This window comes from Campylobacter sp. CNRCH_2016_3089 (assembly GCF_025772505.1).
GTDB classification, from domain to species: domain Bacteria; phylum Campylobacterota; class Campylobacteria; order Campylobacterales; family Campylobacteraceae; genus Campylobacter_D; species Campylobacter_D lari_D.
Genome location: NZ_JAKMSF010000004.1, coordinates 82,347 through 97,196, shown reverse-complemented (window position 1 = coordinate 97,196; position 14,850 = coordinate 82,347). Strand labels below are relative to the sequence as shown.

The window sequence follows — 14,850 nt, the reverse complement described above, 5'->3', positions numbered from 1 at the left end:
TTTAATCTTTTCTTACAAGTGTATTAAATTTACTTGTAACACCATCATCACTTAAACTTGGATTAGCTTCTTTAAAACTTTCTTTTATAAAAGCAGAAATTTCACTTTTACTTGCTCCACTTTCAAGCTTTTTATCATCTACATAATTTGCCACATCATTAACATCAATTTTTTTCTCACTTGCAGTTTTTAATAAAGAATTAACATCTGTTGCATCAAGCTTGCCTTCATCCACTTTTTTCGCAGTGAAATTCCAAAATTCAGCACTTGTTTTTAAAGAGTATTTTTCATCTAAAGCTTTTATGGTTAAACCTGAACCCAAAGCTGTATCAACGGCTTTTTGTATATCTGTTTTTTCTTCATTAAGATTAATATTTCCTGCTTTAATCTCACTCTTAAGATAATCAATATAAGCATTAATACTATCAAAATCTTCAGGTTTTTTATCGCATTGTCTCATGGCTGCACCAAGATCTTCGACATTATCATCTTTATTAAACAATCCTGTGATTTGTCCTATTATGTTTAAAATGCTTGATAAGGTCCCAATATGAGGAAGTATAGCTCCAGCTAGCTTTCCAATTCCATCCATAATAGCCCCACCTATAGCTTTGCATGCACTACCTATAGCACTTGCACAACTACTAATAAAACCACCTATAGCACTAAAAATTCCCATTTTGTCTCCTTTGTTTTGAATTTTTATTTTTAATCTTTTATTACAAGTGTATTAAATTTGCTTGTAACATCATCATCACTTAAACTTGGATTAGCTTCTTTAAAACTTTCTTTTATAAAAGCAGAAATTTCACTTTTACTTGCTCCACTTTCAAGCTTTTTATCATCTACATAATTTGCTACATCATTAACATCAATCTTTTTCTCACTTGCAGTTTTTAATAAAGAATTAACATCTGTTGCATCAAGCTTGCCTTCATCCACTTTTTTCGCAGTGAAATTCCAAAATTCAGCACTTGTTTTTAAAGAGTATTTTTCATCTAAAGCTTTTATGGTTAAACCTGAACCCAAAGCTGTATCAACGGCTTTTTGTATATCTGTTTTTTCTTCATTAAGATTAATATTTCCTGCTTTAATCTCACTCTTAAGATAATCAATATAAGCATTAATACTATCAAAATCTTCAGGTTTTTTATCGCTTTGTCTCATGGCTGCACCAAGATCTTCAACATTATCATCTTTATTAAACAATCCTGTGATTTGTCCTATTATACTTATGATGATTGATGCGGTTTTTAAGTGCGGATATTTATCGCCTAAAAATTTTTCAGCAAGAGCTAAAATAGATCCACTAATTACGCAAGCACTATTTACAATGTTTGCAAATTCACTAATGCGTTGGCGCATGTCAATAATTTTTGCTTGTTCCATTTTATCTCTTATTTTAATTTCGTTTCATCAAATTCTTTTATAGATTTTCCCTCTTTACAAACACAATGTTTTATAGTGTCAGGGCCTGTTATTTTTATGCATATTGCATCATCTTCTGCGTATTCTTTATCAAGACGCAAGGTTGTCATGCTTGTTTCACTAAGAGGAAGTTTGTTTGTACTAGCTCTTGAGTCTTTAGTGTAATAAATTTCAAATTCATCAATATCAGCATAATCAAATAATTGTTTTAATTCCCCACTATTTACATCTATGCTGTCTTTATCGATGATCATTTCAAAATTTCCCTCACCATCATCTTTACCAATATAGTAGTTAAACTTAGCCTCATCATCAACACCTACTTCTGAAATAATGTTGAAATTTCCTCTTTTTCTACCATCAAGCAAGCCAAAAACAACCCCTGTCTTGCAAGTTACCTTTTTAGATAGATCTTGTTCTAAAGCTTCTTCTCCTTTTAGATCTTTTATCATTTCATCTGCTTCTTGGGTTCCAAGTGGAGGGAAAATTTTATATTCTGTTACATCTCCATTTTCTTTTGCTTTGTTTATTAATTTCTCAAAAGCATCTTTTACTAGTTTTGATCTAGAAGAGTTTCCGCCTAAGAAAATATTTAAAGTTTTTAAACCTTCCATTTTTTGAGATGCTTTTTTGAAAGCTTGGTAAAATTTATCAACCCCTTCATTTATTTTTGTTTCAAGGATAGAGAGTAATTTTTGTGGATCAAATACTAAAGACATTTCTTTTGTATCATTTTCTCCATCATCATTTCTATTTAAATATATGTTTAATTTGTAAAAACCATCGCCATCCTCTTCTATTTTTCCAATTTTTAATAACTCATTTATGTTTTTTAAATCTTTAAAATTTTCTACATTTTCCCATAAAGGCCTAAGTAGTTCTTTGAGAATTGAAGTGTTTTTTCTAGCTTCTTGAGAATCTTTTATAACACTTTCATGTCCTCCAAAAGTTTGAGCATTTGCAGGCTTGGTAAAAGATATATTTTCTTTTATAAGTTCTTCTTTGTTTGTTTTTACGATCTCATATACTAAATACTCAAGTAAATTTTCCCCACCTAAGTATTGATCTCCATCAGCACCAAAATGTTCTATATCATAAGGATATTTTTTGCCTTTGCTTTTTCTTAAAATACCAAAGTCAAAGTCAGTAGTCCCTCCACCAAAATCAAACACACCATAATGCACAGGTTCTTCCATGTCTTTTTTTACAAAGTCATATTCTTTTAGCGCACTTATCGCATAAGCAGCAGGCTCACTTGCGCTTAAGATCACTTTAAATCTTTGGTTAAATTCTTCACTACAAAGAACAGCAAAAGGTATAGATCTTTTGATTCCTCTTTCAAAGCTTTCTTTGATTTTATTTCTAACTTGCAAAGAGTATTTAACAGGAAAAGAAAGCAAGTATTCTAAATATATACCACTATACATATTGTTAATATATCTTCCTATATAATAAGCATAAATCTCTATAGGATTTAAATCTTTATCATCACATTCTACAAAGTCTTTTAGTGTTTTTATTAATCCAGTTTTATCTTTTATGCGAAATTTATTTTCACTGCTTCCTGCCCATTGTTTTAAATTTGAGAAAAATCTATAAAAATCCTCATCTTCAGCATTATTTAAATTGCTTAAAGCAGCATGAGAGACTGAGATGTCATTAAATTTTGTATAAGGGCGTGATTTGCAGTAATTATAAGCTCGCATAAAACTATCAATATCCGCAAACTCAACTATTGTTGGATTTTCATAATCGTTTTTATTTTCTTCTTTTCTATTGCCACTTCCTATACGGATGAGTTGTTTGTGAGATCTTTCATCTAAAAATCCAGCTACCGTGCTTTTGGTTCCAAAGTCAATAGCAACTACACCTTTTTTGATGTCTAGTAAAGGTGATCTAGCGATCAAGTCTCCATCTTTTATTTTGATTGTTTTGGTATTAGAAGTTTCTTCCGATCTTCTATAAATATCCCAATGACCTCTATTGATATCTGTTAATAAACCCAAATCATATTCATCCAATCCTACTGCATGATAATCAACTTCTAAAAGAATTTTTTGTATTTCTTTTAGCTCTACTTCATCGCCATTTCTAATGCCTTCTATAGCTTGAAGTAAGCCATCGTCTTTATGTAAAATAATTTCTTTGATATTTTTTGTTTGTTCCATTTTTTTCCTTTTAAATTTATTTATTCCACTTCAACAAGTGAGTTATATGTGTTATTTGATATTCTAAAACCTACAAAAAGAACCTTTTTGATTTTGCCTTGGCTATTACCTTGGATTTTATCATGCTTATGATCATTAAATTTTTCACCTTCTTTTGTTTCAAAACGCTCTAAATTATCATGATATTTTTCCAAGGCTTTATATAGTTTCTCAAAAAAATCAACATAATATTGCAAATCACTACTTTCTCTTAGTGTTTTTGTTTTGATTATAAAGTGAAGATTTTTTAAACTATCTAAATTTAATGTTTTAACAAGAAACTCACATTGATCTTTAACACCATTGCTATTAAACTCTCTTAAATTTTCTTTATTTGCTTGATAGTATTCGTATAAAGAAAAATATGTATTTTCTTTTATATTATCTAGCTCGTTTTGAGTTTTTTCTAGCTCATTTGTTTTATCTTTTAATCCAGTTTCGCACTCGTTAAGTTTTTCTTCTTTGGATGTTAATTCATTTTGGGTTTTTTCTAATGCATTTAATGCACTGCTTAATTTATCTTTAAAGTTATTGGCTTTATCTTTTTCATCTTTTAACTCATTTTGAGTTTTTTCTAATGCACTTTGAGTTTTTTCTAGCTCATTTGTTTTGTCTTTTAATCTAACTTCGCACGCGGTGTGTTTTTCTTTTTCAGAATCTAACTCGTTTTGAGTTTTCTTTAGTGTTTCTGAAGTTGTATCTAAATTCATCTGAGATTGAAGCAATTTATCTTTAGAATCTTTTAATTCTTCTTGAGCTTTCTTAAGATCGTTTGAAGTTTTTTCTAGCTCTTTATTTAGATTTTGTAAAGCATGATCAACTTCTTTTTTATTGATCAGCTCACCTTCAAAACCCATACCATTTTTATCTTTAATGCTAATGCTATAGGTGTTAAATTCACTCATTATTATCTCCCTTTATTAGTTTATCTATAATGCGACAAGTTCTTTCAAATATTAATTTTTTTTCTTTTATTTTCTCCTTTTGCTCTTGATTTGCTTTTGCATAAGCTAAAATTTGCATGATGGATAATTTTGGTAATCTGCTTGGGGATTTATCCATGCTTAGTATTTTTTGTGCATATTCATAAAGTATTTTTTTATTCTCATCATCAAATAATGAATTTAAATCTTTTGTGTGGTAGATGTTTATAGTTTTTAAAAGTTCTATAAAATTTGCACTGATTAAACTAGGCTCTTCATCATATAAAACATAAAGAACATTTTCTTTATTTAGTTTTTTAAATTTTTCTTTCACTTTTTCATTTGCTAAATAAAATGCTATGTTTTTACTGCTGATAAATACTTTTGGTTCTTTTTGTATATTGTCTTGTTCGTTTGCTTCATCTTGTTCTTTATCGATGCGTTTTCTTGATTTTTTATTCATTTTTTCGGTTTCTTCTACCAAATCTTTAAATAAATCATCAGCAACTTCTATCAAAGCAGCCAAACGATCAAAATATCTTTTTTTATCATCATCAAGTTCTTCGCCTGCTTTATATCTAGCTTTGTGTTCTACTTCAGCCCAAACGTGCTGTAAAAGAGTTTTGATTTGAATTTCTGCTTTGAAATTTGTAAAATCCTCGCTATTGTATTTATCTTTATCCTCAATTAGTTTTAGCATTTTATCATCATAGCTTATAACTAAATGTCTTCCAAGGTAACCAAATTTTCTTTCTTTTTTGATATCTTGTGTTTTATCTACGCTATTTTTCCAGTCGATATTGTCTTTGAGTTCTATTTTTAAAAGCTCATATAAGATGTTTTCATCTTTTAAAGAAGTGAGTAAAATTTTTACCCCAACTAAATCAGTGACTTCATCTAAAGGGTTTTTATATTTTGATTTTTTATCATCTCTTGAAATTTTACCTTTGAAACTATCTATCGCTTTTGTTCTTGATTTTATTTCTATGGCATTTTTATCAAGTTTAACTTTGCCTTCTTTTATGGCATTATCTAATAATTTATCAATATATTCAACCAAAATACATCTAAAAGATTCATATGAATTCCATTTATTTTTATATTCATCTACTGTTTGATCGATGTTATAGTGTGAGGTTGTATCGATACCGTTATTTTTTGTTACAGAAGTATCATCTAAAGACATCATAATATTTTTTCTCCATTAAAATTAAAATAAAAATTATACAAATCCCCCCCCCCATTGTCAAGATATTTAACTTTGCTAACAAAATTATATTTTAGCTTTATGACAGGTTGTGTCATGACACAACCTGACATGTAAAATTTGTATCATTTTAAAAAAAGAAAGGATTTAAAATGGTAATAGTCGTGCTTTTATGTATGGTAGCAATGGTGTTTTTACATATTAGTTTGTTTTTGATGTTTTTTATGTTTGCTATGTTTATATTTGGTATTTGTGTTGTGTATGGAGTTGTTGAGTTTATAGGCGGGGGTGTTTTGGCAAGCTTATCAATGGTAGTTTTATTTTTATGGGGAATTTATATGTATAAAAATGAAAAAGAAAAAGTATTTATCTATGGTTTATGCACATGTGGTTTTGTGGGGTTGGTGGTATCAGCACTTCTTGATAAGCAAGTGTTATGATGTTATAACACCTGTTTATCGTCTAATCTTTGCTTTTGTATTAAAATTCCTTTTAAAATGCTAAAAGTATCCATGCCTAAGATGAGATTTCTTAACTTTTTAGTTTGCTCTAGCGATGAGGCTTTTTCATGTACAGCTGTGTTTCTTATGTCTTGTAAAGTATTTATATGCTTGCAAAGCTCATAAATGATAAAATTTTTACATTTTATTTCAAGTAAGTCTTGAATTTGTTTATTGATAAGTAAAAACTTCATTGTACCTATATTTGGTTTGTGTTTAAAAAAATCATTTAATGTATAAGCATTTTGTTGTACGCTATAGCTTATATTTTTTATACTTTCATCTTTTTGGCAAAGTTGCAAAAATATTTTTTTACAAAAATCATAAATTTCATATTCTAAGGTTTTAGAGTATTTAACGATGATAGAAGTAAAATCATACAAAGGATCTTGTTTGTTTTTATCAAATTCCATTTCAGCGTATATTATATTGCTAATGCTATCAGGATGTAAAAGGTGAAAAAGCTCATTTCCAAAGATGTATTTTTTATAAATATCTTGAATTTGCAAATATTCTTGGTTTTTATAAATATCCAAATAATGTTTTGTTTCATCTAAAAAATAATCAATCTCGTTTTTTTGCTTGATGATTAAAGGATATATATAAGAATTTCCATAGATAGCATAAGAGTTGTTTTTATAATTTGGCGTGGTAAAATTTGATAGATAGTGATTTTTAACAGTTGTAAAATCTTCACGAACTAATTCTCTTAAATCTTCTATAATGAAATAATGCTCGATGTTAAAATTCTTTTCTTTATAATAACTTGGCAATAAACTCTCATCATCTAAACTTTTACTTACCTTTGTGACCTTTGCTACAAATAAATTCGCATAATCACTTAAAAAAAGTTGCAAAGGATTATCTTTGCTAGTGCTAGTATAAATTTCATCTAAGTCTTTTTCAAAAGAATTGCTTTGATCGTTGATTTTTGATTTTACTTTGGCAAAAGCAACTTGACCTTTATCAAGCAGAATATGCAAATGCTCTTTGATGACACCATCTTGGTAGTAAGGATTATAAAGGATTAAAAGATTGTTCATAGTTTTCCTTGAAAATGTTTGATTTTGATATTTTACTTAATTTTTTAAAAAAATTCTTAAGAAATGAATTTAATTTTTCTAAAGCATAGTTATAGTAAAATGATAGCTTTCTTTTATGAAAAAATTTATCCAAAGGATACACATGCCAAAAATGAAAAGCGTTAAAAGTGCTGTTAAACGCTTCAAAGTAGGTAAAAATAAAATCAAAAGAGGCGCTGCTTATAGAAGCCACATTTTGACTAAAAAACCTGCTAAAAGAATGCGTGATCTTCGCACTTCTAAGTATGTTCACTCAACCAATGTTAAAGCGGTTGAAAAAATGTTAGGAATTTAAGCTCGCTTAAATTTAGTTTTTGACGAAAGTCATTCAAACTCCCCTTATTTTAAAGGGCAAGATTCGTTTAACGAACGCCAATTTGTGAAAGGATAAATATGGCAAGAGTAAAAACAGGTGTTGTAAGACGCCGCAGACATAAAAAAGTTTTAAAACTTGCGCGTGGTTTTTATAGTGGTCGCCGCAAACACTTTAGAAAAGCTAAAGAACAATTAGAAAGAAGTTTGGTTTATGCGTATCGTGATAGACGCCGCAAAAAACGCGATTTCCGTCGTCTTTGGATAGTGCGTATCAATGCAGCTTGTAGACTAAATGATATTAGTTATTCAAGATTTATAAATGGTCTTAAAAAAGCAGGCATTGAGCTTGATAGAAAAATCTTAGCTGATTTAGCGATGAATGACGCAGCTGCTTTTGCAAAAATTGCAGATGCTGCTAAAAAAGCACTTTAATCTTACTGCAAGGCTTTTTATAAGCCTTGTTTTTCTCTTTACTCTCTTTTTAAATTCTCTTTTCGCAAAAGATATTTTGCTTTTTAAAGTTTATGATGAAAAAGCATTTAAAGATGTAAATTTAAGTCACTATCTCATGAGTGAAAAACTCGATGGCGTAAGAGGTCTTTGGAATGGTAAGTCTATGCAAACAAGAGCAGGAAATACTATAAAACTTCCTTCATTTTTCACAAAAAATTTTCCTAAATTTGAATTAGATGGAGAACTTTGGATAAAAAGAGCTTCTTTTGAAGAAATTTCATCTTTAATACGCCAAGAAAATCCTGATGAAAAACTTTGGCAAAAAGTAAGTTATAATGTCTTTGATGTGCCAAATGCTTGTGAGGAATTTAAGCTTGATCCTTGTACCTTAGAAGCAAGATTAGAAGTTTTGAAAAAGTGTTTGGTTAAAAATCCAAATGATTTTATAAAAATTATTCCACAAGTTTCCATTAAAGATAAAAATCATTTAGAACAATTTTATCAAGATATCATTTTGCATAAGGGCGAGGGTGTGATCATAAGATTAAACAATGCACCTTATGAAAAGAAAAGATCAAACAATGCTTTTAAACTAAAACCTTTTGATGATACAGAATGTGTTGTAAAAAAGCATTTTGAAGGTAAGGGAAAATTTGAAGGTAAAATGGGATCTTTACTTTGTGAAGCAGTGATTGAGGGTAAAAAAGTGAGTTTTAAAATAGGTTCAGGTTTTAAAGAAAGCGATCGCTTAAATCCTCCGCCAATTGGTGCTATAATTACTTTTAAATACAATGGTTTAACCAAAAATGGCAAACCAAAATTTGCTAGTTTTTTAAGAACGAGGGAAGTTTTTTAAAGCATTAATTCCTAAAAATATAGCAAAAGCAACACATGAGATCATAATGATACTAGCACCACTTGAGATATTAAAATAATAACTCACCATCAAACCACTTAAGCAAAAACATAAACTCAAAATACTTGAATAAATCATCATCCAACCAAGTTTTTTACTAATACCTTCTGCTATAAAGCTTGGTATGCTTAATAAAGCCATGGCTAAAATTAATCCCACAAGTCTAATACCAATAACTACGCACAAGCTTATCATAAAAATCAAAAGATAATAAAATAAATTAGTGTTAATCCCTCTAGTTTGAGCAAATTCGCTATCAAAGCTTATGATTTCAAATTGTCTATAAAAGCATAATAAGATAATGATAAAAATGATATCTGCACCAAGCATAAGCCAAATGTCTTCATTAGAAACGGTTAATATATTGCCAAATAAATATGCCATTAAGTCGTTATTGTATTTTGGGCTTAAGTCTATAAGTATGATTCCTATAGCCATACCAAACGCCCATATGACAGCTATAATGCTATCGCTTCTGTTTGGATAGTGTTTGCTTAAATAAGCCACTATAAAAGCTAAAATCAAAGTAAATAAACTTGTGCTAAGTAAAACGGGTAAAGAAAAGTAAAATGCTACTCCAATGCCACCAAATGCCCCATGTGTAATGCCACCAGCCATAGACATAAGCCTATTTACCATTACCAAACTTCCTATACAACCACATGCAATGCTTACTAGCACACAAGAAAATAAAGCATTTTGAAAAAAGTTAAAATTTAAAATTTCAAGCATTACATTCCTTACATAGGCAAGAATTTAAACTCATTTCAACATCGCAAAAATGAGAATGGTTTTGGTATAAGTGTTTTATATAGTTGATTTTATTTGGATCTTTAATGTTTTTGTGTATAAAAATTTCTTTGTTTAAATATGCGATTTTATCACTATATGCTAAAGTTATGTTAATGTCGTGACTAATGCATATAATACCTATGCCATTTTGATGAAGTTGTTTTAAAAGCTCAAAAATTTGTATAGCATTTTTAGTATCTACACTTGCTGTAGGCTCATCTAATATAAGCAATTTACACTCTCCTACTAAAGCTCTTGCTATGAGCACTCTTTGTCTTTGGCCGCCGCTTAAAGAATGGATAGTTTTATCCCAAAAATCTTGCATAGATACTTTTTTTAGAGCATCTAGAGCTAACTCTTTGTCTTTTTTGGTGTAAAAACCAAAAGTTTTATGATTTATCCTTCCCATAAGCACGACTTCTAAGACTCTAGTTGGAAAATTGGTATTAGTTAGAGTGTTTTGTGGGACATAGCCTATTTGACTTAAATTTATATTTTTAAATTCAATTATATTTTTACTTTTTAAAAGTCCAAATATGAGTTTTATAAGGGTTGATTTTCCACCACCATTTGGTCCTATGATAGATAAAAAATCATTATTATCATAGCTTAGATTGATATTTTTTAACACAAGTTCTTCATTATAAGAAAAATTTAAATTAGATATTCGAAATAATTCCACTAAAATACACCTTCTTTGGTATTGATGAATAAAAATAATCCAAATGATATCATAAATATCAAAGCTAGATACTCTAGTAAGGTTCTTATTTTTATAGTTTTGACATTTTGGTGAATTTTATTTGCCCCTATAGCAAATAAAAATAATACAAAACACATTCCCAATGTCACAAACACAGCAGAGCTTAAAGCATAAAAAAAGTTGAATTTATACGCAAAAATAAAAAGTAATATAACACCAGGACAAGGCACCAAAGAAGCTCCTAGTATGACTACCCATTCACTTGTTTTATGTGAGTGGCAAGAGCATGAGCAAGAGTTTTTATGAAGTATTTTTTTGCTTAGCATAAAAAGAGCTATAAAAACTATAAGTAAACTTGTAAATTTTGTAAGAATAAATCCAGCCATATTGATATCTTTGAGTAATTTCTCAAGGATAATTATACCAATGCTTACAAGTAAAAATGCACTCATTATATGCACTATGCCTATTTTTAATACAAAATAAAATATTTTAGAAAATGAGCTTTTGTGTGTTAAAAAATACGAACTTGTAAGCATTTTAGAATGACCTGGTGCACTAGCATGAAAAACGCCATATCCAAAAGATATGATTAATAATATTAAAAATGTTTGTATATTAAATTCTTGTTGAAGAAGTTGCTTGATATACAATAAAATATTTTCGTTAAAAATTTGCAATTTATTTAAAAGATCATCTATAAAATTTGGACTTTGCTTGATTTGAATTTCTGCAAAGGTTGTATTTGGTGTTTTGCCTTTTTGTGCTTGTAAAAATATGAGATTTAAATTGGGATTTGCACTTAGATAATAGTTTGAATTCAAAGTGATAAAATCTTGCGGTATAAATTTAAAACTAAAAAATCCTTCCTTATCTTCAAATCTTATGCTAAATGTGTTATTTTCTTTTATAGGGATGTTAAGATTTACTTCAAAAGTGAAAAATAGTTTCGTTTTATCTAAGATTAATTTGGCATTTAAAAATTTTTCTATGTAAATTTTTTCATCTAAATTGTAAAATTGAAATTGCATTAAAAATTGTCTTGGCTCTATATAATCTAAAAGAGTATATTTAATATCAGTAAGTTCGTCTTTGTCTAAAGTATTATTATAATTTATATCATAGTTTTGAAGCAGTATTTTTACAAAATCTTGCGAAAATTCCCAAGTTACATGAGTTTGATTGATGCTATCATCACTTGCGTTAAAGTCTAATTTTACATTTGCCGTTGGAGTATAAGCTGCGCACAAAGCACAGCTTAATACTTTTTGAAAGCATATAAAAGCTAGTATTAAAATGATTTTCATTCTAAAGCCATTTTTAATGCTTGTATGGTTTTTAAAAGTTCTTTATCCCAATCTTTAGCTAAATGATCGATAAAAACAATTTTTGCGTTTAATTCTTTAGATAATACCTTAGCCGAATTTTCACTAAAACCAGGCTGAACAAAAATAACCTTTATGTTTTTTTCTTTGGCTATTTTTATTAGTTTTTGCAAATCTTGAATTTTTGGCTCTTTTCCGTCAATTTCTACAGGAATTTGGATGAGGTTGTATCTTTTTGCAAGATAATTCCAGCTAGGATGATAGACTATAAATTCTCGGTGTTTGATATCTTGTAAGTTTGTTTTGATTACTGAATTTAAATCATCTAATTCTTTAAGAAAATCATCTAAATTTTTTGCATAAAAGTCTTTATTTTGTGGAAAAGTTTGACTTAAAGCTTTATAGATATTTTGTGCTTGTATTTTTACTAAAACAGGATCTAGCCAAGTATGAGGATCGTTTTTACCATGCTCATGTTCATCGTGGTCATGTTCATCAGTCTCATCATTTTCCAGTAATGATATGCCATCATTGATATTAACAATTTTGACATTTTTGAGTGTGTTTTTAAATTTGTTTTCTAGGATTTTTTCAAGTTCTAAATCGGCAAGAAAATAAATTTTGCTTTTTTCAAGATTTTTAATCATCATAGGTTTAAATTCTACATTATGTTCATTAGAATTAGGTGAAATCAAGATATTAATTTCAACACTATCTTTAGCAATCTTTTCTACAAAAAATGCTTGAGGTGGTATGCTAACACTCACAATAGGTTTTGAAAAAGCAAGTGCGCATGATAATAACAATAACAATATTTTTAACATTATTTCCTCCTGATTATTAAAATTTATGTAATTATATATAATGCAACTTAGTTGCAACTTAAAAATTAAGTTGCATTTATAAAACTTTTTTTGTGGTAAAATACATTTATTTTCTAAGGTAGAATTATGGAAGCTATTGATTTATTAAAAAAACATGATATTTCTATGACAACTTTACGAGTGGAAATCTTGCAAATTTTATCTCTTGCTAAAACCCCATTAAGTTATGATCAATTTAATCTCAAAGCAAATAAAACTAGCTTTTATAGAAATATGGAGCTTTTTGAAAAAAAGGGTATTGTTAATAAAAGTCAACTTGATCGCAAAAGTTTTTATGAATTAGCAGATCATGCTAAAGCACATTTTATATGCGATGTATGTCATGAGATTAGTGATGTAAAAATGCCTGAAATTAAAGGGATTATAAAAAGTGTTGTGATTAAAGGAATTTGCCAAAAATGTGAGAATGAATAATGAATTTATGGAATAAAAAAGCAAAAAGCTATGCAAGATATAGTTCTAACTTAAACGAAATTCAAAAAGTTACTTTTGCAAAACTTGGGTCTTTACAAGATAAAAGCGTGGTGGATATAGGTTGTGGAAGTGGTGTTTGGACTTTGCATTTAGCACAAAAAGCAAAAAGTGTTTTGGGTGTAGATAGCTCTAGTGCTATGCTTGAAATTTTACAAGAAGATGCAAAAACTCATGCTATATCAAATATAAAAACTTTAAATTTAGACTTTGAAAACTTTTATAAAAACAATAACACAAATTTTGATTTAGCCTTTTTGAGTATGTCTCCTGCTTTGCAAAATGAAAAAGACTATAAAGCTTTTTTAAACTTAGCTTCTAAAAAAGTGTATTTAGGCTGGGCGAGTAGGCGCAAAAGTAGCTTTTTAGATCCTATATTTGAGCATTTTAACACGCATTTTAAAGGTTTTTATGAAGAGGATTTACAAAGTTTTTTAAATGCGCAAAATATTTCTTATGAGAGTGAAATTTTTAATGAAACTAGAGTAGTAAAAAGAGATAAAGATAGTGCGATAGAAAATGCTTTATGGCATTTGAGTATGAATGGCATTAATGCAAACAAACAAGAGTTAGAAAGCTTTGTAAAAGATGAGGTAGAAGAGATTATAGAAGCTAAGATAAAACTTTTGATTATTGATTAAATTTCAAGGCTAAATAACCTTGAAATTTAAAGTTTTTCCCGCCATAAATGGCACCACATCGCCGTATTTTTGCGCTACTTGCCATTCTTGTTTTTCTAAAGTGATGATTTTATCTTTTTCAAATTTAAGATTATGGATTTTACAAGCATTATCTGAAATAAATTTTTGTAAATTTGCTTCATTTGAGTGTTTTTCAAAAAGTTCAGCTAATACAGGTAAAATCGCCGGTGCGCTAAATACGCCAGCCGCACAACCACAACATTCTTTAGTGTGCAATGGATGAGGTGCGCTATCGCTTCCAAACATAGCCTTTTCATAGCCGCTAAAAGCAAGCTCACATAAAGCGTCTTTGTCTTCATAGCGTTTTGCAATAGGTTTGCAAAACAAATGTGGGTCCATCTTAGCACCTACTACATCATCAAGGGTTATCATTAAATGATGTAAAGTGATAGTTGCGTATAAATTTTCATAATCTTTTAATAAATCACACAAAACCTTAGTGGTAATATGTTCCATTACAATTTTTAATTTTGGAAAATTTTTAGTTAATTTTTCATAGATTTTAGCAAAATTTGCCTCTCTATCCATTACAAAATCATTTGTTTCTCCATGTACAAGTAAAGGCAGGCCAAGCTCACTCATAGCATTTAGTGTAGGTTTTAACTTTTCTATATCAAAGCTTGAAATTCCATTATCTGAATTTGTAGTTATGCCTGCAGGATAAAGTTTGATAGCAAAAATTTCATCTTTAGCTTTTTCTAAAAATTGCTCATCATAGTCTTTAAAAAATAAAGTCATCAAAGGCGTAAAATCTTCATTTTTACATGCTTTTAAAATGCGTTCTTTATAAGCTTTTAGTGTATTTATTTCAGTAAGCGGAGTGATTAAATTTGGCATGATAACTCCCGCTTTAAAGTCTTTTGCGCTAAATGGAGCTACAAGTTCAAGCATGCTTTCATCGCGTAAATGTAAATGCATATCCAAAGGGTTTTTAAGTGTCATT

The 14,850-nt window shown here is 28.9% G+C and carries 17 protein-coding genes; 6 read left to right on the top strand and 11 right to left on the bottom strand.

The window, feature by feature from the left end:
• Position 1 precedes the first annotated feature (1 nt).
• The 5 genes from L8W69_RS03830 to L8W69_RS03810 are packed head-to-tail and all read right to left on the bottom strand — an operon-like array spanning position 2 to position 5,747.
• Positions 2 to 679, bottom strand: coding sequence for a hypothetical protein (locus L8W69_RS03830; protein WP_263666471.1), 678 nt, complete (start codon positions 677 to 679; stop codon positions 2 to 4).
• A gap of 29 nt (positions 680 to 708) precedes the next feature.
• The gene (locus L8W69_RS03825) at positions 709 to 1,389 is read right to left on the bottom strand and encodes a hypothetical protein (protein ID WP_263666470.1); all 681 of its coding nucleotides are present in this window, start codon (positions 1,387 to 1,389) and stop codon (positions 709 to 711) included.
• 8 nt (positions 1,390 to 1,397) lie between these two features.
• On the bottom strand, positions 1,398 to 3,596 hold the full coding sequence (locus L8W69_RS03820) for a hypothetical protein (protein WP_263666469.1): 2,199 nt from the start codon (positions 3,594 to 3,596) through the stop codon (positions 1,398 to 1,400).
• 20 nt (positions 3,597 to 3,616) lie between these two features.
• Positions 3,617 to 4,540 carry a hypothetical protein gene (locus L8W69_RS03815; protein WP_263666468.1) on the bottom strand — a complete coding sequence of 308 codons (924 nt, stop codon included), beginning with the start codon at positions 4,538 to 4,540 and terminating at the stop codon, positions 3,617 to 3,619.
• Complete coding sequence (locus L8W69_RS03810) at positions 4,533 to 5,747, bottom strand: GTP pyrophosphokinase family protein (RefSeq protein ID WP_263666467.1); 1,215 nt, start codon at positions 5,745 to 5,747, stop codon at positions 4,533 to 4,535. The genes L8W69_RS03815 and L8W69_RS03810 overlap by 8 nt, the downstream gene beginning before the upstream one ends.
• 170 nt (positions 5,748 to 5,917) lie before the next feature.
• On the opposite strand from L8W69_RS03810, the gene L8W69_RS03805 reads away from it, so the two are divergent.
• On the top strand, positions 5,918 to 6,205 hold the full coding sequence (locus tag L8W69_RS03805) for a hypothetical protein (protein WP_263666466.1): 288 nt from the start codon (positions 5,918 to 5,920) through the stop codon (positions 6,203 to 6,205).
• 2 nt (positions 6,206 to 6,207) lie between these two features.
• On the opposite strand, the gene L8W69_RS03800 is transcribed toward L8W69_RS03805, so the two are convergent.
• Positions 6,208 to 7,308 (bottom strand): HP0729 family protein, encoded by a 1,101-nt coding sequence (locus L8W69_RS03800; RefSeq protein WP_263666465.1) that lies wholly within the window; start codon positions 7,306 to 7,308, stop codon positions 6,208 to 6,210.
• A gap of 142 nt (positions 7,309 to 7,450) precedes the next feature.
• Between L8W69_RS03800 and rpmI the strand changes: the two genes are divergently transcribed.
• From rpmI to L8W69_RS03785, 3 genes are all read left to right on the top strand, one after another.
• Positions 7,451 to 7,642, top strand: coding sequence for a 50S ribosomal protein L35 (gene rpmI, locus L8W69_RS03795; RefSeq protein ID WP_039617094.1), 192 nt, complete (start codon positions 7,451 to 7,453; stop codon positions 7,640 to 7,642).
• Positions 7,643 to 7,740: 98 nt separating this feature from the next.
• Positions 7,741 to 8,094, top strand: a complete 354-nt coding sequence (rplT, locus tag L8W69_RS03790; RefSeq protein ID WP_039617097.1) for a 50S ribosomal protein L20 — start codon at positions 7,741 to 7,743, stop codon at positions 8,092 to 8,094.
• A complete protein-coding gene (locus L8W69_RS03785; protein WP_263666464.1) occupies positions 8,072 to 8,971 on the top strand; it encodes a DNA ligase in 900 nt (299 codons plus the stop codon). The genes rplT and L8W69_RS03785 overlap by 23 nt, the downstream gene beginning before the upstream one ends.
• Here the strand turns inward: L8W69_RS03785 and L8W69_RS03780 are convergent.
• Genes L8W69_RS03780 through L8W69_RS03765 form a run of 4 tightly spaced genes read right to left on the bottom strand, consistent with a single transcriptional unit; the run spans position 8,948 to position 12,675 of the window.
• Complete coding sequence (locus L8W69_RS03780) at positions 8,948 to 9,763, bottom strand: metal ABC transporter permease (protein ID WP_263659196.1); 816 nt, start codon at positions 9,761 to 9,763, stop codon at positions 8,948 to 8,950. The two genes, L8W69_RS03785 and L8W69_RS03780, sit on opposite strands and share 24 nt — an antisense overlap.
• A complete protein-coding gene (locus tag L8W69_RS03775) occupies positions 9,756 to 10,505 on the bottom strand; it encodes a metal ABC transporter ATP-binding protein (protein ID WP_263660398.1) in 750 nt (249 codons plus the stop codon). Before L8W69_RS03775 ends, L8W69_RS03780 begins: the two co-directional genes overlap by 8 nt.
• A complete protein-coding gene (locus tag L8W69_RS03770; RefSeq protein WP_263666463.1) occupies positions 10,505 to 11,833 on the bottom strand; it encodes a nickel/cobalt transporter in 1,329 nt (442 codons plus the stop codon). Before L8W69_RS03770 ends, L8W69_RS03775 begins: the two co-directional genes overlap by 1 nt.
• Positions 11,830 to 12,675: a metal ABC transporter solute-binding protein, Zn/Mn family gene (locus L8W69_RS03765; RefSeq protein WP_263666462.1), complete on the bottom strand. Its 846-nt coding sequence runs from the start codon at positions 12,673 to 12,675 to the stop codon at positions 11,830 to 11,832. Before L8W69_RS03765 ends, L8W69_RS03770 begins: the two co-directional genes overlap by 4 nt.
• Positions 12,676 to 12,801: 126 nt before the next feature.
• On the opposite strand from L8W69_RS03765, the gene L8W69_RS03760 reads away from it, so the two are divergent.
• Both L8W69_RS03760 and L8W69_RS03755 read left to right on the top strand, forming a co-directional pair.
• Positions 12,802 to 13,149: a Fur family transcriptional regulator gene (locus tag L8W69_RS03760; protein ID WP_220566989.1), complete on the top strand. Its 348-nt coding sequence runs from the start codon at positions 12,802 to 12,804 to the stop codon at positions 13,147 to 13,149.
• On the top strand, positions 13,149 to 13,847 hold the full coding sequence (locus L8W69_RS03755; protein ID WP_263664511.1) for a class I SAM-dependent methyltransferase: 699 nt from the start codon (positions 13,149 to 13,151) through the stop codon (positions 13,845 to 13,847). The genes L8W69_RS03760 and L8W69_RS03755 overlap by 1 nt, the downstream gene beginning before the upstream one ends.
• A 9-nt stretch (positions 13,848 to 13,856) precedes the next feature.
• Here the strand turns inward: L8W69_RS03755 and pyrC are convergent, their stop codons facing one another.
• Entirely contained in the window at positions 13,857 to 14,849 is a 993-nt protein-coding gene (gene pyrC / locus L8W69_RS03750) for a dihydroorotase (RefSeq protein WP_263666461.1), read from the bottom strand.
• Between the last annotated feature and the right edge of the window lies 1 nt (position 14,850).

Coding starts and splice junctions, on each gene's coding strand:
- L8W69_RS03825 (WP_263666470.1), bottom strand. CDS start 1,389: ATGGAACAAGCAAAAATTATTGACATGCGCCAACGCATTAGTGAATTT.
- rpmI (WP_039617094.1), top strand. CDS start 7,451: ATGCCAAAAATGAAAAGCGTTAAAAGTGCTGTTAAACGCTTCAAAGTA.
- L8W69_RS03800 (WP_263666465.1), bottom strand. CDS start 7,308: ATGAACAATCTTTTAATCCTTTATAATCCTTACTACCAAGATGGTGTC.
- rplT (WP_039617097.1), top strand. CDS start 7,741: ATGGCAAGAGTAAAAACAGGTGTTGTAAGACGCCGCAGACATAAAAAA.
- L8W69_RS03805 (WP_263666466.1), top strand. CDS start 5,918: ATGGTAATAGTCGTGCTTTTATGTATGGTAGCAATGGTGTTTTTACAT.
- L8W69_RS03810 (WP_263666467.1), bottom strand. CDS start 5,747: ATGATGTCTTTAGATGATACTTCTGTAACAAAAAATAACGGTATCGAT.
- L8W69_RS03785 (WP_263666464.1), top strand. CDS start 8,072: ATGCTGCTAAAAAAGCACTTTAATCTTACTGCAAGGCTTTTTATAAGC.
- L8W69_RS03830 (WP_263666471.1), bottom strand. CDS start 679: ATGGGAATTTTTAGTGCTATAGGTGGTTTTATTAGTAGTTGTGCAAGT.
- L8W69_RS03770 (WP_263666463.1), bottom strand. CDS start 11,833: ATGAAAATCATTTTAATACTAGCTTTTATATGCTTTCAAAAAGTATTA.
- L8W69_RS03755 (WP_263664511.1), top strand. CDS start 13,149: ATGAATTTATGGAATAAAAAAGCAAAAAGCTATGCAAGATATAGTTCT.
- L8W69_RS03765 (WP_263666462.1), bottom strand. CDS start 12,675: ATGTTAAAAATATTGTTATTGTTATTATCATGCGCACTTGCTTTTTCA.
- L8W69_RS03760 (WP_220566989.1), top strand. CDS start 12,802: ATGGAAGCTATTGATTTATTAAAAAAACATGATATTTCTATGACAACT.
- L8W69_RS03820 (WP_263666469.1), bottom strand. CDS start 3,596: ATGGAACAAACAAAAAATATCAAAGAAATTATTTTACATAAAGACGAT.
- pyrC (WP_263666461.1), bottom strand. CDS start 14,849: ATGACACTTAAAAACCCTTTGGATATGCATTTACATTTACGCGATGAA.
- L8W69_RS03780 (WP_263659196.1), bottom strand. CDS start 9,763: ATGCTTGAAATTTTAAATTTTAACTTTTTTCAAAATGCTTTATTTTCT.
- L8W69_RS03815 (WP_263666468.1), bottom strand. CDS start 4,540: ATGAGTGAATTTAACACCTATAGCATTAGCATTAAAGATAAAAATGGT.